This is a genomic window from Aquitalea magnusonii (assembly GCF_002217795.2).
In the GTDB taxonomy this organism is placed as follows: domain Bacteria; phylum Pseudomonadota; class Gammaproteobacteria; order Burkholderiales; family Chromobacteriaceae; genus Aquitalea; species Aquitalea magnusonii_B.
Window position 1 is genome coordinate 1,141,699 of record NZ_AP018823.1, and the last position, 19,170, is coordinate 1,160,868.

A 19,170-nucleotide genomic window follows, 5' to 3' on the forward strand; every position below is an offset into this window, starting at 1 on the left:
TGCTTTGCAAAATGACGCCGCGCTCTGCTTGTGGCTAGGATAGCCGCAAAACAATTCATCAGGCGTGATCAGAAATGGCGCAGTCACCAGCGGAAGCTGGTTGAGGTGTGACAAGAAAAAAGCTGACACGTTTTGCGTACGCACGGACAGACAAATAACAAGTACGCAGTGTTCTGCACACAGGAGAAATGAGTTGATGACACCCGTTAGCCGCGTTTTGGTGGTAAGCGATGATGCAAAGTGGCAGTCCGACGTTCTGGCCGGGCTGGGTGCCGTGGCCGTGCGGCTGGAAAACCCTTATGGCCTGACTTTTATCGGTGCCTCCCGTTTGAAGGAGGCGATGGACATCATCCGGCGTGATGGTGATATCCAGGCTGTGCTGGTAGACAAGCAGTTGCAGGAGAAGGGACTGAATCAGGCGGCGGTTGCGCTGGCCAATCAGATCAGCGACTTCCGGCCCGAGCTGTCCTTATATGTATTGCTGATGGATGATGACGAGCGTGTGCTGGTGGAGAATCTGGCCAGCCACGCGGTGGATGGCTATTTCTACCGCGACGAAACCGACTACAACGGCTGGTTCCGTATCCTCACTGCCGAACTGGCGGAAAAGTCTGCCACGCCGTTTTACGACAAGCTGAAGCAATACGTGCGCATGGCCAAGGATTCCTGGCACACGCCCGGCCACGCTGGTGGCGATTCGCTCAAGGGCAGCCCGTGGGTCGGCGATTTTTACGACTTTGTCGGCGAGAACATGTTGCGCGCCGACCTGTCCGTTTCCGTACCGATGCTGGATTCCCTGCTGCACCCGACCGGGGTGATTGCCGAGTCGCAAAAGCTGGCTGCCAAAGCCTTTGGCGGGCGCAAGACCTATTTCGCCACCAACGGTACTTCCACCTCCAACAAGGTAATCTTCCAGACCTTGCTGGCTCCGGGTGACAAGCTGTTGCTGGACCGCAATTGCCATAAGTCGGTGCATCACGGGGTGATCTTGTCGGGTGCCTTGCCGGTGTATCTGGACTCCTCCATCAACAAGCAGTACGGCATTTTCGGCCCGGTGCCCAAGGCCACCATCTTTGCCGCCATCGAAGCCAACCCGGATGCGCGGGTGCTGATTCTGACTTCCTGCACCTATGATGGCCTGCGATACGATCTGGTGCCCATCATTGAAGCTGCGCATGCAAAGGGCATCAAGGTGATTGTGGATGAGGCCTGGTACGGTTTTGCCCGCTTCCACCCGGCCTTCCGCCCCACAGCCTTGGAGTCCGGTGCCGACTATGTCACGCAAAGCACTCACAAGATTCTGTCCGCCTTCTCGCAGGCCAGCATGATTCACGTGAATGACCCCGGATTTGACGAGCATCTGTTCCGGGAAAACTTCAACATGCATACCTCCACCAGCCCGCAATACAACCTGATTGCCAGTCTGGACGTGGCGCGCAAGCAGGCAGTGACCGAGGGCTACCGGCTGCTGGACCGTACGCTGAAGCTGGCGGAGGAGCTGCGCGACAAGATCAACTCCACCGGGGCTTTCCGTGTGCTGGAGCTGGAAGACCTGCTGCCCGAGGAGATGCGCGAGGATGGCATCCGGCTGGACCCGACCAAGCTGACCGTGGATATCAGCCAGTCCGGTTTTACCACCGATGAGCTGCAACACGAGTTGTTCGAGCGTTACAACATCCAGGTGGAGAAATCCACTTTCAGCACCATCACCCTGCTGCTGACCATGGGTACTACGCGCAGCAAGGTATCACGGCTGTATGATGCGCTGCTGCGGCTGGCCAAGGAAAAGCGCGCACCGCGTGCCGTCGGCCGCATGCCGGAGATCCCACGTTTTTCCCGCCTGGCCTGCCTGCCGCGCGACGCGTTTTACGAAGCCGGCGAGCGCCTGCCCTTGCTGGATGATGATGGTCGACCCAATGCGGCCCTGAATGGACGGGTGTGTTGCGACCAGATCGTGCCTTACCCGCCCGGCATTCCTGTTCTGGTACCGGGGCAGGTGATTGACGACAGTATCCTGTCTTATCTGGCGCGTCTGCAAAAGACACAAAAGACCATAGAAATGCATGGACTGGCCGAAGATGGCGGGGAAATGTATGTCAGAGTGCTAAAAGATAGGGAACTTTCCCATTTGCCTGACAGATTATTGTTCGGCTGAGACCTTGTCAGAATGGTCAATTTCCGATAAATATAACAATTGTCGCAAATATATAAATCCAGTATCCAATTGCTACGGGATTGCGACACCAGTTAACTGACTTGAGACCTGCGTGTAGTAATGTGCCATTGCGCATGAAGACACACACCGTGTTCTATGCGCGATGGTCTTTTTTTTTGGAAATCTTACCCATGAAGCAAGTAGGACATTACCTGCAATTCAGCGACCTGAATCACGAGGAGTATCGTCACATCTTCGAGCGTGCCAAGGTTCTGAAGCGACGACACAGCGAAAAACAGCTGTATCAGCCGCTGGTAGGCCGCGTAATGTCCATGATCTTCGAAAAGAATTCCACGCGTACGCGGGTTTCCTTTGAAGCCGGCATGGCCCAGCTTGGCGGCCATGCGATGTTCCTGGACACCAAAACCTCCCAGTTGGGGCGTGGTGAGCCAATCGAAGACACGGCACGGGTGCTGTCGCGCATGAGCGATATCATCATGATCCGTACCTTCGAACAGTCGCTGGTAGAGCGTCTGGCGGCGCATTCCAAAGTGCCGGTGATCAACGGTCTGACCAATGAATACCACCCCTGTCAGATTCTGGCGGACATCTTTACCTTCATCGAGCATCGTGGCTCGATCAAGGGCAAGACCGTTGCCTGGATCGGCGATGGCAACAATGTCTGCCGTACCTGGCTGCAGGCGGCCAAGATTCTTGGCTTCAAGCTGAAGGTGGCAACCCCGGTAGGCTACGAGCTGACCGTGCTGGATGGTGAGCATTACGGCCCGGAACACTTCGAGCCCAGCCACAGTGCCGTCAAGGCCGTGGAAGGCGCTGATCTGGTGACCACCGACGTGTTCACCAGCATGGGCTACGAGGCCGAAAGTGCCACCCGTCTGGAAGCCTTTGCCAGCTACCAGGTAAATGCCGAGCTGATGAAGCATGCCAAGCCGGACGCATTGTTCATGCACTGTCTGCCGGCCCACCGCGGCGAGGAAGTGACCGCCGAGGTCATCGACGGCCCGCAGAGCGTGGTATGGGATGAGGCGGAAAACCGCATGCATGCCCAGAAAGCCCTGATCGAATATCTGCTGCTTGGTCATCAGTACGACTGAACTGGCAGGACAACCCACTAGATTCGCTGGAAAGAAAACGCATCATGTCTGACATCAAAAAAGTAGTGCTGGCCTACTCCGGTGGCCTGGATACCTCCGTCATCCTGAAATGGCTGCAAGACACCTATCACTGTGAAGTAGTCACTTTCACCGCCGACATCGGCCAGGGTGAAGAAGTGGAACCGGCCCGCAAGAAAGCCATTGCGCTGGGCATCAAGCCGGAAAACATCTTTATCGAAGACCTGCGCGAAGAGTTTGTGCGCGACTACGTGTACCCGATGTTCCGTGCCAACGCCATCTACGAAGGCGAGTACCTGCTGGGTACTTCCATTGCCCGTCCGCTGATCTCCAAGCGCCAGATCGAAATCGCCAATGCGGTGGGCGGCGATGCGGTATCGCACGGTGCCACCGGCAAGGGTAACGACCAGGTGCGTTTCGAGCTGGGCTACTACGCGCTGAAACCGGACGTCAAGGTGATTGCACCGTGGCGCGAATGGGACCTGCTGTCCCGTGAAAAACTGCTGGCCTACGCTGAAAAGCATGGCATCGACATCAGCAAGAAAAAGAATGGTGGCAGCCCGTACTCCATGGATGCCAACCTGCTGCACATCTCCTACGAAGGCACCGTGCTGGAAAACCCGGCAGCCGAGCCGGAAGAAGATATGTGGCTGTGGACGGTCAGCCCGGAGAATGCCCCGGACCAGGCCGAATACATCGAGCTGAGCTACGAAAAGGGTGATATCACCGCCATCAACGGCGTGGCCATGACCCCGGCACAAGTGCTGACCGAGCTGAACCGTCTGGGCGGCAAGCATGGTATCGGTCGTCTGGACATCGTGGAAAACCGTTATGTGGGCATGAAGTCCCGTGGCTGCTACGAAACTCCGGGCGGCACCATCATGCTCAAGGCGCACCGCGCCATCGAATCCATCACGCTGGACCGCGAAGTGGCCCACCTGAAGGATGAGCTGATGCCGAAGTACGCCAAGCTGATCTACACCGGCTACTGGTGGAGCCCGGAGCGTCAGATGCTGCAAGGCCTGATCGACGCTTCGCAAGCCACGGTCAACGGCTGGGTACGCCTGAAACTGTACAAGGGCAATGTCATCGTGGTGGGGCGCGAATCCAAGACCGATTCGCTGTTCGACCCGAACATCGCCACCTTCGACGAAGACGGCGGCGCATACAACCACGCCGATGCAGCCGGCTTCATCCGCCTCAATGCCCTGCGCATGCGGATTGCCGCCAATGCCAAACTCAAGCGCGGCTGATTGGCCCGCTAAAAAAAACCGCCTTCGGGCGGTTTTTGTTTTTTGCTGCATTTATCTGGTGGAAAAGTTGAGAGCCGGCTCAGGGCGGCGTATCGTATCGATTCTGTTTGCCTGACTGGCAGATGTCACGACAAGCCATGTGAGCCCATTACTGCATTCATCAAGGAACATCAGGGTGTCTGAAGAGCAATTTACCGATATTTCCATGACCGTGTGTCTGACCGGTCTCATCATCTTCATGGGTTTCATCATCTGGGACCTGGGCAAGAAGTCCCAGGCAGGCAAGATGGGTACTGCCGTGCTGTTTCTGGTACTGGGTTTCGGGGTGGTCGGCTTCATCTTCAAGAACGTGCTGGTGGAGTTCCTGGTACTGAAGTAAACAGCACTACGTAATGAAAACGGGTTGGCCATTGCCAACCCGTTTTTTTATGGTGATATGCACTGTTTGCCGTGCCGCTTAGCGCGGTGGCAACAGGATCAGCCGCAGGCCAAGAGCGATGAAAATGCTACCGGCCAGGCGATCCAGCCACTGGCTGGCCTTGGGGGTGCGCTTAAACCAGTTGCCAATGGCACCGGCAAAATAACCCAGGCTGCCAAACAAGATTGCGGCTTGTGCGGTGAAGATCAGCCCCAGAATCGCTGTTTGCCAGCCACTGTGGCCCTGGGCCGGATTGACGAACTGCGGCAGGAAGGCCAGAAAGAACAGCACGACTTTGGGGTTGATGGCATTGGCAATCAGGCCCTTGCGAAAATGTGCTGCCAGCGGGGTGTTCCCAGCCTGACTGCCATCGGCGTGCAGGCTGCTTCCCTTGCTGTGGATAGCCTGCCAGCCCAGATATACCAGATACGCGCCTCCGGCAAATTTCAGCAGGCCAAAGGCAGTGGGCGAGGCGGCAATCAGTGCGCTCACCCCCAGTGCCGCCAGCAGGGTGTGGGTGATGCAGCCCAGCGCGCAGCCCAGGCCAAATACCATGCCCTGCCGCCGCCCCTTGGCGATGCCCAGGCTCAGGACCATCAGATTGTCAGGTCCGGGGGAGAGGGTGATCAGTACTGCTGCGGCAGTGAAGGCTGCCAGTTGCTCAGGGCTTACGATCATGGCGACGCTCTCAGGGTAAACAAGACAACATCATTAAGTATTTTCTGGCAGCGGACAAGCAGGCTTGTCCGGTTGGCTTGCTTTGTTCCCGGTGTATTCAACAGAAAACGGCCATGCTGGGCATGGCCGTCATGGTTGCCGACCTCAGGGTCAGGCGGTCTTGTCCAGCGCACTCTCGATCTCGCGGATGTGTGCCTGATGTTTCTGGATGCGCTCACCGATGGGCGGCCCCTTGAACTGCTTGCGCACCCCCAGTACGAACCAGAAAAACAGCAGCACCAGCAGCAGTGCCACGGTGAGGTATAACACCTTCTGATTGGGCGGCTGCATGCCGACAAAGGCCAGAATGGCACCGCCAAGAGTGGCCAGCAGGGCGATCGGTTTTGATGCCGCGCCCAGGCTGAACGGACCTTTGTGCGTCCAGGTCTTGCCTTCGGCAAACATCCCTGCAGTCACCGGAATGATGTAGGAAATGTACAGGAATACCGCAGAACCGGCGGACAATACGGTAAAGGCATCTCCGTACAGGGTGGCGACGATAGCCAGGGTGGCGCTCACCCAGATGGCCAGGCCGGGGGTGCGGTGAACCGGGTGTACCTGTTTAAGCTGGTGGGAGAAGGGCAGGCCGCCATCACGGGCAAAGGCATACATCATGCGAGAGGTGGATGTCAGGCAGGCCAGGCCGCACAGATAGTTCACCAGGAAAATGCCGATGCCCAGCACGGCCTTCAGCAGCGGCGGCAGGCTGCCCAGCAGCAGGTCAAAAAAGCCCATGCCGGCCTTGACGCCAGCCTGCATGCTGGGCAGTACCAGCACGAAGGTGCAGATCAGGATGTAGCCGAACAGGGCGGACCATAGCACGGAGCGCAAAATGCCCTTGGGTACATTGTGGGCGGCCTGATGGGTTTCTTCGGAAGTGTGGGCCGAAGCGTCATAGCCGGTGAGGGTGTACACCGTCAGCAGCAGACCGGAGAGGAAAACCAGCAGGCTGCTGTCCGTCTTGGGCCAGGTGCCGCCATCGGCACCGCTGAAGTTGCTGAAGGTGAACAGGCGGGAGAAGTCCAGCGGTCCGGGGGCATAGGCCAGCAGCGCAACGGTCAGGACCACGGCAATGACGAAAATCAGGTAGCCGGACATATCGGTCAGACGGGTGGTGATCTTGATGCCCAGATGGTTGAGCCATGCCTGGCTGATGGTGATGCCCGCCAGAAACAGGGTTTGTTCCGTCCAGGTGAGTTGCTCTGGATTGATGCCCAGCAGGGGGGCAATCAGGGTTTTGAAAAAGGGGTCATACACGCCGAAATTGACCGAAGCCACTACGAAGATCAGCCCTAGCAGATTGATCCAGGCGGTGACCCAACCCAAGCCCTTGCCGCCGAGGATGGACGACCAGTGATACAGGCCGCCGGCGGTGGGGTAGGAAGAGGCAATTTGCGCCATGGCCGCAGCGACAATGCTGGCAAACAGGGCACCCACCGGCCAGCCTATGCCGATGGATGCGCCGCCTCCGGCGCTCAGTCCGGCGGGAAAGGCGGTGATGCCGCCGGCCAGGATGCAGATGATGGAAAAGGAAATGGCAAAGTTGGAAAAACCGCTCATGCGTCTGGACAACTCCTGAGCGTAACCCATGCTGTGTAACAGTTTCTCGTCCTCGCCCGGCGGCGTGGCGGCGTGCTGATCTCGCTTCATGATGATCCTTTTTCCTGTGTTGAATGACACCTTGTGGAAATGCACTTGCTGAAACATCACCCTTTGCATTACCAGCAAGCGCCGGGCAAGAGGATGGCCGAGGGTCGGTGTTGCCTATTGCTCGCCCCCATGGCGGCGATCCTGTTCCTGCCGGTCTGCTGCTGGTGTTCTGCGGCACGTTGCTGCCGTAATGACCGAATGGCGGTGCGTGCAGCCACCGGCTTCAGTTCTTGTTGCTGCTCATGCGGATCAATGCATCAAACAGCGCCTGCTGGCGGCTGTCTTCGGCAGCGGAAAGCTCCGGATGCCACTGCACTGCAATCACCTGCGGTGCATCATCGATTTCAATGGCTTCAATCACGCCATCCTCGGCCCAGGCGACGGCGCGCACGCCATGGCCTGCACGGTCGATTGCCTGGTGGTGCCAGGATTTGCTGCTGATTTGCGTGCTGCCCAGCAGCCCGGCCAGGCAGGAGTTTGCGGCCACCCGCACCCTGTGCAGGGTGGGGTCGCGTGGCGGCACCCGGTGTTCTACCGCTTCACCCACCACATCCGGCAGATGCAGATGCAAGCTGCCACCCAGCACGGTATTGATAATCTGCAAACCGCGGCAGATGGCCAGCGTGGGCAGCTTGCATGCAAGCAGGGAGCGTGCCAGTGCGATTTCGGTTTCGTCCCGTTCCGGGCTGAGGTTGTAGATGGTGGGGTGCAAGCCACCATCGAACAGCGCTGGCGCAATATCGCCGCCACCAATCAGCACAACCCCGTCCAGGGCAGCCAGCCAGCTGTCGATGGCGGATTGCCCCACCGGGGGAAGCAATACCGGTGCCCCGCCCGCCCGCACCACGGCGTGTACATAGTCCAGCGGGGTGTGATAGCCATGGCCCTGGCCGGCGGGGTAGGTGGTCAGGCCGATCAGCGGGGGCTTCATGGCAGCCTTCCTTCCACGGCGGCCTGATAGATGCTGCTGTAGTCGCTGGCGCTGAGCGCGAGCGGATTGCCGCCATCGCTGGGATCGGCCTTGGCCATGCGGCCGATGGTGTCAGCCTGCCCGATCGGGAGGTTGATCTGACCCAGGCTGTGCGGAATGCCCAGCGCGCTGCGCAATTGCAGTATCCAGGCCAGGAAACCGTCAAAACTGCTATCGGCCAGACCGATATAGCGCGCCGCGGCGGTCAGTTTGTCGGCAATGGCAGGACGATTGCGCACCATCACATAGGGCAGCAGGATGGCATTGGCCAGGCCGTGGTGGGTGTCGAACACCGCACCGATGGGATGGGCCAGCGCATGCACGCCGCCCAGTCCCTTCTGGAAGGCGGTGGCGCCCATGATGGACGCCGCCAGCATGTGGGTACGGGCTTCGATATTGCCGCCATCGGCATAGGCGGCCGGCAGCCAGTCATGCACCAGTTTCATGCCTTCCAGCGCCACACCCTGTGCCAGTGGGTGATAAAACGGTGAACAATAGGCTTCGAAATTGTGCACGAAGGCATCGATGCCGGTGGCCGCGGTTAGCTGTGGCGGCAGGCCGGTGGTGAGTTCCGGGTCGGCCAGAACCAGTCGTGGCAGCATGGACGGGTGGAAGATGATGACCTTGCGGTGGTCTTCCTCATCAATGATCAGCGAGGCGCGGCCCACTTCGGAGCCGGTGCCGGCAGTGGTGGGGATGGCAATGGTGGGGGCCACGCCGGCCACATTCACCCGCAGCCAGTTGTCGCCCACATCTTCAAAATCCCATAGCGGACGATCCTGGCCCACCATCAGGGCAATGGCCTTGCCCACATCCAGCGCGCTGCCACCCCCCACGGCAATCACGCCATCGTGCCGGCCTTCCTTGTAGGCATGGATGCCGGCGTAGACATCGCGCCCCACCGGATTGGGGCGCATGTCGCTAAATAGCTGCGCTGGCAGGCCGGCGGATGCCAGGTAGTCCAGCAAGCGCGCCACCAGCGGCAGCCGACAGAGGCCCGGATCAGTAACCAGCAGCGGGCGGTGCATGTTCAGTTGTCGGCACAGTGCGGGTAATTCGCTGGCGCGGCCTGCGCCAAAGCGGATGCTGGTCGGATAGTTCCAGTTGCCTTGCAGTTGCATGATCTACCCCTTGAGATGGAAGGACTTGATGCGGGTGAGTTGCTGATAGCCCAGTACCGACAGCGAAATGCCCCGGCCAGTGTCCTTGACCCCGGTCCAGGCGAGGGCAGGGTCCAGGTAGTCGCAACGGTTCATGAACACGGTGCCGGTGGCAAGCTCATCCCCCAAGCGGATTGCCGCCTGGTGGTCCTGCGTCCACAGCGAGGCAGTCAGGCCGTAGGTGCTGTCATTCATCAGGGCGATGGCCTCGGCATCCGAGTCCACCGGCATGATGCCGATGACCGGGCCGAAGCTCTCGTCGCGCATTACGCTCATGCCGTGATGCACGTCCACCAGCACCTGCGGGGCCAGATAGGCCGTACCGGGTGCATCGGCGGCAAAGTGGCCGGCAGGAATCAGGGCCTTGGCCCCGGCGGCCACGGCGTCGGCAATCTGGCCGCGCACAAAACTGGCGGCGCTGGCACGCACCATGGGGCCCAGATTGGTGTCGGCATCCAGTGGATTGCCAAAGCGGTAAGCCTTGGTGAGCGCGACAAAGCCGTCAACAAAGGCGGCGTAGTGGCTGCGGTGAACATAGATGCGTTCGATACCGCAGCAGGATTGCCCGGAGTTGAAAAACGCACCGTCCACCAGGTTTTCGATGGCGCAGGCCAGGTCGGCATCGGCGCGCACATAGGCCGGGTCCTTGCCGCCCAGCTCCAGTCCTACACCGATAAAGCGCTCACTGGCCGCCCGCTGTACGGCACGGCCACCGGCCACCGAGCCGGTAAAGGCAACAAAATCGATCTGCGGTGCCGCCACCAGCCGCAGGGTGGCGGCATGGTCCAGTTGCAGGCTCTGGAATACGCCCGGCGGCAGCCCGGCGGCATCAAAAGCCTGCTGGAACAGCTCACTCACCAACGGTGTTTGCGAGGAGTGCTTGAGGATGACGCTATTGCCGGCGGCCAGCGCCGGCACGATGGTGTTGATGGCGGTAAGGAAGGGGTAATTCCATGGTGCCAGTACCAACACCGTACCCAGCGCTTCGCGGCGCAGAAAGCGCTGAAAGCCGGGCTTGGCGGCAGGGTGGATGTCGGCCAGCCCCTCCTCGGCAATGGACAGCATGTAGCGGGCGCGCTCTTCCAGACCGCGCACTTCGCCGGGCGATTGGCTGATGGGGCGGCCGATCTGGCGGCTAATGGCTTCGGCACAGGCATTCTTGTGGGCGACCAGCCAGTCCACGGCTAGGCCGATCAAGGCCTGGCGTTCGGCCAGCGGGGTATGCTGCCAGCCGTGCTGTGCTGCCTTGGCGGCATCCAGTACCGCCTGGGTGTGGCTGGCCGTGGCATAGGGCCGCTCCAGCAGGACGGCACCATCGACGGGAGAAATCACGGAATAAGATGTGCGCATTTAGATGATCTCGAAGTAGCGTTTCAATTCCCAGTCGGTGACATGGCGCTGGAACTCACGTTCTTCCCACTCGCGGGTGGCGGCAAAGTGATCGACAAAATCATCACCAAACCAGTCGCGGGCAGCAGACGAGGCGCGCAGGGCCTGGGCGGCATCCCACAGGGTGCGGTGCAGTTGCAGGTGCGGTGGTGCCTGCATCAGGTAACCGTTGGCAGTCACCGGTTCTTCCGGCTCAATCTTGTTTTCTATGCCGTACAGTCCGGCGGCCAGACCGCTGGCGAGTGCCAGATAAGGATTGGTATCCGCACCCGGCAGGCGGTATTCCACCCGTTGGGATTTGCTGCTGCCCGGAATGGCACGAATGGCCACGGTGCGGTTATCCACGCCCCACAGGGCGCTGGTGGGAGCCCAGTAGCCGGGTACCAGGCGGCGGAAACTATTGATGGTGGGTGCGGCCAGGCTCATGAATTGCGGCATCAGTTTCTGGATGCCGCCAATGAAATGACGCATGGTGTCGCTGATATTGTGCTCACGCCCGTCCTGGTGGAAGGCGCTGTGGCCGTCCCGGTCTTTCAGCGAGATATGGATGTGGCCTCCCTGGCCGGAGTGCTCCTCGTTCCATTTGGCCATGTAGCACACCATGCGGCCCTGTTTCTCCGCCAGAACCTTGGAAAAGGTTTTGAAGCAGACGGCGTTGTCGGCCGCCGTCATGGCTTTGTCCACCGTCAGGGCGGCTTCCAGTGCGCCGGGGCCGGTTTCTTCGTGAAAGCCTTCGATCGGCATATCCATCTGTTCGCACAAATCCAGCAGGCCGCGATAGAACTCGGTATTCACCGAGTTGCGCAAGACCGAGTACCCAAAAGCACCGCTGCCCAGTGGCTTGGGCTGCTGGTATAGCTTGCCCTGCAGCGCCTCATGGCTTTCGTCGGTGACCAGGAATTCATACTCGAAGCCAGCCATCGGCTCAAAGCCCATGGCACGGGCGCGCTCCACTACCCGGCGCAGCACGCCGCGCGGACACAGCCCTTCCAGCCGGCCAAGCACCTCGCCCTGCACGAAGATCATATTGTCTTCCAGCGGCAGCTCGCGGCAGGACTCGGGAATCAGCCTGATCTGCGCGTCGCCATAGCCGCGGCCCCAACCGGTAAGCAGGGTGTTGTCGTACAGCTTGTCTCCCACATCCCAGCCGAATACCACGTCACAGAAGCCAAAGCCGCCCTCCAGCGAGGACAGGAACTTGTCGCGCGACATGTATTTGCCGCACATCACGCCATCGATATCTACCAGGCCAACCTTGATCTGCCGTAACTGACGCTGTTCGATCAGGGTTTTCAAATCCGCCATTGTCTTCACATGCCGAGCATCCATGATTGCTCCTTGTGCTGGTGTTGGGTGGGTGGCAGGTGTGGTCTTCCTCCTGTTGTGCGCAGTATTGTTCGTTAGAAATTTGCAAATCAAGAATAAAATGTAATAGAAATTAGATTGTGCTATGCAATGTGGAAGCAATGCCACAATGCGGTTTGTTACAAGATGGCTGGTATCATTTGCTTCATGCATCCCGCTGCCGTTTAGCCTGCAGGATTGTTAACAAGGGCTTGTCAGTCATGGCCTGATTGTGGAGAACACCTTGAGTCATCAGCGGTCCATTGCGGAAGAACTCCGCAGTCTGTTTGAAAGCCTGACCCCAACCGAGCGCAAGGTGGGGCGCGTGCTGCTGGCCAATTACCCGGTGGCCGGACTGGAAACCATTGCCCAACTGGCAGCGCGTGCCGATGTCAGCGGACCAACCGTGCTGCGGCTGATCAGCAAGTTGGGCTATGACAGCTATACCGCCTTCCAGACTGCGCTGCGGGATGAGCTGGAGGTCAGGCTGCAGTCGCCCTTGCTGCGTCACGATCCGGCCCAGTTGCAGGGCGATCACGACTTTCTGGTGGCTTACGCCACTAAGGTGGCGCAGTTGATGCAGCAGACCGTGGCCCATCTGCCGCGTGCCGAATTTGATGGTGTGGTGGACATGCTGGGCGAACGCAAACACCGCATCTGGCTATTGGGCGGCCGGCTGACCGATCCGCTGGCGGCCTATTTGTGCCACCACCTGAAAGTGGTGCGTGCTGATGTGGTGCATCTGCGCGGACTGCCCTCCAGTTGGGCGGACTCGCTGGTGGACATGGGCAAGCACGATGTGCTGGTGATCTTTGACATCCGGCGCTACTGGGATGGTGCGCTCAACATTGCGCAGATGGCCGCCCAGCGCAAGGTGAACGTGCTGCTGTTTACCGATCAGTGGCTGTCGCCGGTTTCCCGGGTGGCGCGCTTCACCCTGGCCGCGCATACCGCAGGTCCTTCCGGTTGGGACAGCAATACGCCGCTGATGCTGCTGGTGGATGCGGTGATCGCCGCGCTTAATACCCGGTACTGGGGATCCATCAGCAACCGTTTGCAGGAAGTGGAGGCCATGCGTGCGCGCCTGGGCGAGGGCGGTGCGCAGGCTGGCGAGTGACAAGGCCGTGCGCAATCTCTAGAATTGCGCCATTCAGATATACATGCCTTACAGGATCACGCCATGCCGTCTTTCGATATTGTTTCCGAAGTCAATAAAGTAGAAGTACGCAATGCTGTCGAGCAGGCCAACAAGGAAGTGTCCACCCGTTACGACTTCAAGGGCAGCGACTCCCGCATCGAGCAGACCGACAAGGACATCACCTTGTATGCGGATGCCGAATTCCAGCTGGACCAGGTCAACGACATCCTGGTCAACAAATTGTCCAAGCGCGGCGTGGATGTGCGCAGCCTGGAATACGGCAAGCTGGAAAAAGTCAGCGGCAACAAGGTCAAGAAAGTGCTGACCGTGAAGGAAGGCCTGGAAACCGAGATGGCCAAGAAAATCGTCAAGATCATCAAGGATGCCAAACTGAAAGTGCAGGCCAGCATTCAGGGCGAGGCGGTGCGCGTGTCCGGTGCCAAGCGCGACCTGCTGCAAGAGTGCATTGCCCTGCTGCGCAAGGAAATTGCCGACGACAAGGAAAACGGCGTACCGCTGCAGTTCAACAACTTCCGCGACTAAGCCAGTTTTCTGCCTGGCAAAACCGGCCCGCTGTGGCCGGTTTTGCTTTTGCAGGGCGTCCCTCCTACAATACGGCCCTTGTTGAATAGACAGCAACCAGGGTATTGGAATCAGCATGTTACGCATTACCGAACTCAAACTGCCGCTGGATCACAGCGCAGCAGAACTCACCGACGCCATTGTGGCCTATCTGGGCATCAAACCGGCCGACCTGAAAAACTATACCGTCTTCAAGCGCAGCTACGATGCCCGTCGCGGCGTGATGAGCCTGGCCTACATCATTGATATGGAAGTGGAAGGCGAGGCCAAGCTGCTGGCCCGCTTCAAGGGCAATCCCCATGTGCTCTCCACGCCGGATACCAGCTACCATTTTGTTGCCCAGGCACCGGCCACATTGAACAAGCGTCCGGTGGTGGTGGGTTTTGGCCCCTGTGGCATTCTGGCGGCGCTGGTGCTGGCGCAGATGGGATTCAAGCCCATCGTGCTGGAGCGCGGCAAGAAAGTGCGTGAGCGTACCAAGGACACCTGGGGCCTGTGGCGCAAGAATGTGCTGAACCCGGAATCCAACGTGCAGTTTGGTGAAGGCGGAGCCGGCACCTTCTCCGACGGCAAGCTGTACAGCCAGATCAAGGACCCGCGCCATCTGGGGCGCAAGGTGCTGACCGAGTTCGTCAAGGCCGGCGCACCGGAAGAAATCCTGTTTATTGCCAAGCCGCACATCGGTACCTTCCGCCTGGTCAGCATGGTGGAAAAAATCCGCGCCGAGATTGAGTCGCTGGGCGGGGAAATCCGTTTCCAGCAGCGCGTGACTGATCTGCATATCGACAATGGTCATATTCGCGGTCTGACCCTGGCCGATGGCAGTCAGATCGAGGCCGATCACGTCATTCTGGCGCTGGGCCACAGTGCGCGTGACACCTTCGAAATGCTGCACCAGCGTGGCGTATTCATGGAAGCCAAACCCTTCTCGGTCGGCTTCCGCATCGAGCATCCGCAAACCATGATCGACAAGGCCCGCTGGGGCAAGTATGCCGGTCACCCCATTCTGGGCGCTGCCGATTACAAGCTGGTGCATCACGCCAGCAATGGCCGTGCCGTGTACAGCTTCTGTATGTGTCCGGGTGGTCAGGTGGTAGCGGCCACCTCGGAAGAAGGCCGCGTAGTGACCAATGGCATGAGCCAGTATTCCCGTGCCGAGCGCAATGCCAACTCCGGCATGGTGGTGAGCATCAACCCGGAAGACTATCCGGGCGGCCCGCTGGCCGGCATTGCTTTCCAGCGCGCGCTGGAAAGTCACGCCTATGTACTGGGTGGCAGCACCTATGAAGCCCCGGCCCAACTGGTAGGCGACTTCCTGGCCGGACGCCCCTCCACCGCCGTGGGTTCGGTGGAACCGTCCTACCAGCCCGGCGTTCACTGGACCGACCTGTCCAGCGCGCTGCCGGATTTTGCCATTGCCGCCATGCGCGAGGCACTGCCGGAGTTTGGCAAGAAAATCCGTGGCTACGACATGCACGACGCCGTGCTGACCGGGGTGGAAACCCGCACCAGCTCGCCACTGCGCATCACCCGTGGTGAAGATTTGCAAAGCCTGAACGTGAAAGGCCTGTATCCGGCTGGCGAAGGTGCCGGTTACGCTGGCGGTATTCTGTCTGCCGGGGTGGATGGTATTCGTGTGGCCGAGGCGCTGGCATTGAATATGGCAGCGCAAGCCTGACACTGTGTCCCATGGCCTGAGCAGCAGCCTGCTTCACGCGTGCTGGCTGTCAGGCCGGGTAATGGCTTTGCATTAATCAATCAATACCGATGTTGTTACCAGGCGCTTCTGAGGAAGCGCCTTTTTTATTGGGATTTTGAATTTTAATTTATTAATTGCGGTGGCTGGTAAAGGCAGGCTGTATGTAATGAGATTTTGATGATAAAACTGCCTTAGTTTATAGCCGATTTTTTGCAGATATTTCCACCTGTACTAAAGGCTAAGCCGCAGTTATTTGGTAATGCTTGTAGCTGATGATGAGGGTGCTATAAGCAAGATATTTCCCGCCAAATGACTGAGGTGTGTGATGAAGCTCTCATCAAGATTATTAATGTCCATTCTGGTCTCGGTATTGACCATGCTGATTCTGGTGGTAATGGCAATCAGTTTTGAAAAAATGGCAGATCGAAGATTGGATGATGCGTTGAATAATCTGCTGCCATCAGTCAGGGATTTGAATAGTGCTGTTGATGCATTTGTAGAAATGCGTACCGATGCCAACAAGACATTGCTGGTGGATTCTGCTGAGGAGCGTAAAAAACTGCTGCAAATGTTTCAGGCGGCAGCAGTGCAACTGAAGCAGGCGTTGGATCGATATGAAAGCAATGATCTATATGACCAGCAGGATAAGGCACTGCTCTTGAAAAATAAGGAAGCTTTTGATCGCTACCATAAAGTGGTGCTGTCTGCACTTGCTATGGAAGCCACCGCGACCGGGCGAAGCCTTGCTCTTGCGCAATTTTTGAGTGGAGATGTCAAGGTGGCGGCCGAGGCATTCATGCGCGCTATTCGTGAGCATATTGCCTACAATATGAAAATCGCCGAAAAAATTCAGCACGAGGATGCATCTGCTTCGGCCCGCAATGTGCTTATACTCTCTTCCGTTGCCGGAATTTCTTTTCTGATATTGTCGCTTGTATATTTAAATGTTTATCGGGCTATCGCTGGTGGCTTGGCAGAAATGAAATCCGTTATTCATCAGTTAAACAAGGATAAGAACCTCACCGTGCGCCATGTGAGAAAGGGTAGGGATGAAGTCAGTGATGTGCTGAATACGGTGAACGCGCTGATTGAGAATCTGCATCATAACTTTGGCGAAATGCAGACCAGTGCGCGCGCCGTGATGGTGTCTTCCAAAGATTTCAGTCAGTCAGCCAAAGAGGTAGCCCTGGCTTCCAGTCAGCAGAGTGAAGCATCTGCCAGTATGGCCGCTTCGATCGAACAAATGACGGTTGCGGTAAACCATATTGCCGAGCGCACGGCGTATGCCCGCAATCTTGCACAAGAGGCAGGAACGCTGGCGCATCAGGGATCGGCTACCATTACCCAAACCATTCAGGATATCCGTGAAATCTCCCAGGCGGTGGAACGGTCGGGAGCCAGCATTCGCGAGCTGGAAAACTATAGCAGCACAGTGAATACCGTGGTGTTGGTGATCAAGGATATTGCCGACCAGACCAATCTGCTGGCCTTGAATGCCGCCATTGAAGCCGCGCGGGCCGGGGAGCTGGGACGGGGTTTTGCCGTGGTGGCCGACGAGGTGCGCAAGCTGGCAGAGCGTACCTCGGTTTCCACCCAGGAAATCGCACAAACCATTCATGCGATGCGTGATAAATCCACCCAGGCCACCGAGCAAATGAAAGTTGCCGAAGCGTTGGCGCGGCTGGGCGTATCCAGAGCCGATGATGCGGATCAGGCAATCAACAAGATTGGTGATGCGACAGTCAGTACCGTCAAAATGGTAGAGGAAATGGCGATTTCCATTGCCGAGCAGGGGCAGTCGGCCAACAGCATTGCCCATCGTATCGAGCAGGTGGTGCAAATGGCCGAAGCATCTTCCGTCAGTGCTGCAGACGCTGCGCGTAATGCAGGTCAATTGCTGACGCTGGCGGAGCGGCAAATCGGCATCATTCAGCAGTACACCTTGTAAATCTGTCGAGCACGTGTATGGCAAAACGGGCCTTCGCCATCACTGGCAAAGGCCCGCATGTTTACAACAAGCCGGATTGGCTTACAGCTTGATCAGCGTGCTCTTCAACTCGGTGTACTTTTCCAGCGCGTGCAGCGATTTGTCGCGACCATTACCGGATTGTTTGAAGCCGCCGAAGGGGAAGTTCATGTCGCCACCTTCGTCATAGCAGTTCACCCATACCGTACCGGCACGCAGACGGCGCGCCACCTGATGCGCGGTGCTGACATTGGATGTCCATACCGCGGCAGCCAGGCCGTACTCGGTATCATTGGCAATGCGGACAGCTTCATCGATGGTATCGAAAGTAATCACCGACAGGACCGGTCCGAAGATTTCCTCGCGGCAGGTGGTCATGTCCGGGCGCTGGCAATCAAAGGCGGTCGGCTCGATAAACAGGCCCTTGTCGGTGTGGGCCGCCTTGCCGCCACAAATCAGGCCGGCACCTTCGCTGATGCCCTTGTCCACGTAGGACAGCACCTTGTCGTACTGGATCTTGTCCACGATGGCACCCATGCTGGTGGCCGGATCCAGCGGATCGCCCGGATACCAGCCTTGCGCGGCCTGCTTGAATTCAGCCAGGAATTGTTCCTTTACCTTGCGGTGTACCAATACGCGGGAGCCGGCGGTACACATTTCCCCCATATTGAAGAAAATGCCGCCGGCAGCGGTGCGGGCAGCCTTGGCGATATCGGCGCAGTCTTCCAGCACGATATTGGGCGATTTGCCGCCCAGCTCCAGCCACACGCGCTTGAGGTTGGACTGTGCGGCATAGCCGGCAATCAGCTTGCCCACGCCGGTGGAGCCGGTGAAGGCCAGGCAATCCACGTCCATGTGCAGCGCCAGCGCCTTGCCGACTTCACCGGCACCCGGCAATACCTGGAAAATGCCATCCGGAATGCCGGCATCCTTGGCCAGTTGGGCCAGTCGGATGGCGGTGAGCGGAGACTTTTCCGACGGTTTGACGATGACGGCATTGCCGGCAGCCAGCGCCGGGCCGAATTTCCAGCTTGCCATCAGGATGGGGAAGTTCCACGGCACCACCGCAGCCACCACGCCAATGGCTTCACGGGTGACCAGGCCTACCAGCTTGGGGTCGACCGGGGCCACTTCGCCACCGATCTTGTCGATGGCTTCGGCAAACCATTCCACGCAATACGCCGCACCCGGCACGTCCACCGTGGTGGAGTCGCCAATCGGCTTGCCCATGTCCAGGGTTTCCAGCAGGGCCAGTTCGTCGCCATGCTCACGGATCAGCGCGGCAAAGCGCTTGAGGATCTTGCCGCGTGCCAGCGGAGCCAGCTCGGACCATGCGCCGGAATCAAAAGCGGCACGGGCTGCCTTGACCGCTGCATCCACTTCCGCCTCTCCACACCAGGCGATGTCGGCCAGCTTCTGGCCGTTGGCCGGGTTGATGCAGTCAAAGGTCTTGCCATCGGCGGCGCTGGTGTAAGCGCCGTTGATGAAAGCGCGGCCTTCGATATTGAGTTCGGCAGCAAACTGCTTCCACTGTGCATGGGTACGAGCCATTGGTGTTCTCCTGATGTTATATGCGGTGATCCCGGTTGCTCGTGG

General features: G+C 58.7%; 15 protein-coding genes. 8 read left to right on the forward strand and 7 right to left on the reverse strand.

Annotation, left to right across the window (positions count from 1 at the left end; genetic code table 11):
• Nucleotides 1-196: 196 nt before the first annotated feature.
• From DLM_RS05590 to DLM_RS05605, 4 genes are all read left to right on the forward strand, one after another.
• Nucleotides 197-2,155 (forward strand): aminotransferase class I/II-fold pyridoxal phosphate-dependent enzyme, encoded by a 1,959-nt coding sequence (locus DLM_RS05590; protein ID WP_089085337.1) that lies wholly within the window; start codon nt 197-199, stop codon nt 2,153-2,155.
• Between the two features lie 191 nt (nt 2,156-2,346).
• On the forward strand, nt 2,347-3,270 hold the full coding sequence (gene argF / locus DLM_RS05595; protein WP_045848610.1) for an ornithine carbamoyltransferase: 924 nt from the start codon (nt 2,347-2,349) through the stop codon (nt 3,268-3,270).
• Between the two features lie 44 nt (nt 3,271-3,314).
• Nucleotides 3,315-4,541, forward strand: coding sequence for an argininosuccinate synthase (locus tag DLM_RS05600; protein ID WP_045848611.1), 1,227 nt, complete (start codon nt 3,315-3,317; stop codon nt 4,539-4,541).
• Nucleotides 4,542-4,746: 205 nt separating this feature from the next.
• A complete protein-coding gene (locus DLM_RS05605; protein WP_420000710.1) occupies nt 4,747-4,920 on the forward strand; it encodes a DUF2788 domain-containing protein in 174 nt (57 codons plus the stop codon).
• A gap of 78 nt (nt 4,921-4,998) precedes the next feature.
• Here DLM_RS05605 and DLM_RS05610 read toward each other — a convergent pair whose 3' ends face one another.
• The 6 genes from DLM_RS05610 to DLM_RS05635 all read right to left on the reverse strand — a co-directional run bounded on the left by DLM_RS05610 (nt 4,999) and on the right by DLM_RS05635 (nt 12,174).
• On the reverse strand, nt 4,999-5,637 hold the full coding sequence (locus DLM_RS05610) for a LysE family translocator (protein ID WP_089085339.1): 639 nt from the start codon (nt 5,635-5,637) through the stop codon (nt 4,999-5,001).
• A 150-nt stretch (nt 5,638-5,787) separates the two neighbouring features.
• Nucleotides 5,788-7,326 carry an amino acid permease gene (locus tag DLM_RS05615; RefSeq protein WP_197715508.1) on the reverse strand — a complete coding sequence of 513 codons (1,539 nt, stop codon included), beginning with the start codon at nt 7,324-7,326 and terminating at the stop codon, nt 5,788-5,790.
• A 223-nt stretch (nt 7,327-7,549) separates the two neighbouring features.
• A complete protein-coding gene (locus tag DLM_RS05620; RefSeq protein ID WP_089085340.1) occupies nt 7,550-8,257 on the reverse strand; it encodes a gamma-glutamyl-gamma-aminobutyrate hydrolase family protein in 708 nt (235 codons plus the stop codon).
• Nucleotides 8,254-9,417 carry an iron-containing alcohol dehydrogenase gene (locus tag DLM_RS05625; protein WP_089085341.1) on the reverse strand — a complete coding sequence of 388 codons (1,164 nt, stop codon included), beginning with the start codon at nt 9,415-9,417 and terminating at the stop codon, nt 8,254-8,256. Before DLM_RS05625 ends, DLM_RS05620 begins: the two co-directional genes overlap by 4 nt.
• Nucleotides 9,418-9,420: 3 nt before the next feature.
• On the reverse strand, nt 9,421-10,806 hold the full coding sequence (locus tag DLM_RS05630) for an aldehyde dehydrogenase family protein (protein WP_089085342.1): 1,386 nt from the start codon (nt 10,804-10,806) through the stop codon (nt 9,421-9,423).
• Complete coding sequence (locus tag DLM_RS05635; RefSeq protein WP_089085343.1) at nt 10,807-12,174, reverse strand: glutamine synthetase family protein; 1,368 nt, start codon at nt 12,172-12,174, stop codon at nt 10,807-10,809.
• Nucleotides 12,175-12,433: 259 nt separating this feature from the next.
• Here DLM_RS05635 and DLM_RS05640 point away from each other — a divergent pair, with 259 nt between their 5' ends.
• The 4 genes from DLM_RS05640 to DLM_RS05655 all read left to right on the forward strand — a co-directional run bounded on the left by DLM_RS05640 (nt 12,434) and on the right by DLM_RS05655 (nt 17,556).
• Entirely contained in the window at nt 12,434-13,306 is an 873-nt protein-coding gene (locus tag DLM_RS05640) for a MurR/RpiR family transcriptional regulator (RefSeq protein WP_145985771.1), read from the forward strand.
• A gap of 63 nt (nt 13,307-13,369) precedes the next feature.
• Nucleotides 13,370-13,870, forward strand: a complete 501-nt coding sequence (locus DLM_RS05645; RefSeq protein WP_045848614.1) for a YajQ family cyclic di-GMP-binding protein — start codon at nt 13,370-13,372, stop codon at nt 13,868-13,870.
• 115 nt (nt 13,871-13,985) lie between these two features.
• A complete protein-coding gene (locus tag DLM_RS05650; RefSeq protein WP_089085345.1) occupies nt 13,986-15,587 on the forward strand; it encodes an NAD(P)/FAD-dependent oxidoreductase in 1,602 nt (533 codons plus the stop codon).
• Nucleotides 15,588-15,957: 370 nt separating this feature from the next.
• A complete protein-coding gene (locus tag DLM_RS05655; RefSeq protein WP_167467043.1) occupies nt 15,958-17,556 on the forward strand; it encodes a methyl-accepting chemotaxis protein in 1,599 nt (532 codons plus the stop codon).
• An 81-nt stretch (nt 17,557-17,637) separates the two neighbouring features.
• Here the strand turns inward: DLM_RS05655 and DLM_RS05660 are convergent, their stop codons facing one another.
• Nucleotides 17,638-19,125: an aldehyde dehydrogenase gene (locus tag DLM_RS05660; RefSeq protein WP_089085347.1), complete on the reverse strand. Its 1,488-nt coding sequence runs from the start codon at nt 19,123-19,125 to the stop codon at nt 17,638-17,640.
• Nucleotides 19,126-19,170 lie beyond the last annotated feature (45 nt).

Coding starts and splice junctions, on each gene's coding strand:
- DLM_RS05590 (WP_089085337.1), top strand. CDS start 197: ATGACACCCGTTAGCCGCGTTTTGGTGGTAAGCGATGATGCAAAGTGG.
- argF (WP_045848610.1), top strand. CDS start 2,347: ATGAAGCAAGTAGGACATTACCTGCAATTCAGCGACCTGAATCACGAG.
- DLM_RS05600 (WP_045848611.1), top strand. CDS start 3,315: ATGTCTGACATCAAAAAAGTAGTGCTGGCCTACTCCGGTGGCCTGGAT.
- DLM_RS05605 (WP_420000710.1), top strand. CDS start 4,747: ATGACCGTGTGTCTGACCGGTCTCATCATCTTCATGGGTTTCATCATC.
- DLM_RS05610 (WP_089085339.1), bottom strand. CDS start 5,637: ATGATCGTAAGCCCTGAGCAACTGGCAGCCTTCACTGCCGCAGCAGTA.
- DLM_RS05615 (WP_197715508.1), bottom strand. CDS start 7,326: ATGAAGCGAGATCAGCACGCCGCCACGCCGCCGGGCGAGGACGAGAAA.
- DLM_RS05620 (WP_089085340.1), bottom strand. CDS start 8,257: ATGAAGCCCCCGCTGATCGGCCTGACCACCTACCCCGCCGGCCAGGGC.
- DLM_RS05625 (WP_089085341.1), bottom strand. CDS start 9,417: ATGCAACTGCAAGGCAACTGGAACTATCCGACCAGCATCCGCTTTGGC.
- DLM_RS05630 (WP_089085342.1), bottom strand. CDS start 10,806: ATGCGCACATCTTATTCCGTGATTTCTCCCGTCGATGGTGCCGTCCTG.
- DLM_RS05635 (WP_089085343.1), bottom strand. CDS start 12,174: ATGGATGCTCGGCATGTGAAGACAATGGCGGATTTGAAAACCCTGATC.
- DLM_RS05645 (WP_045848614.1), top strand. CDS start 13,370: ATGCCGTCTTTCGATATTGTTTCCGAAGTCAATAAAGTAGAAGTACGC.
- DLM_RS05650 (WP_089085345.1), top strand. CDS start 13,986: ATGTTACGCATTACCGAACTCAAACTGCCGCTGGATCACAGCGCAGCA.
- DLM_RS05655 (WP_167467043.1), top strand. CDS start 15,958: ATGTCCATTCTGGTCTCGGTATTGACCATGCTGATTCTGGTGGTAATG.
- DLM_RS05660 (WP_089085347.1), bottom strand. CDS start 19,125: ATGGCTCGTACCCATGCACAGTGGAAGCAGTTTGCTGCCGAACTCAAT.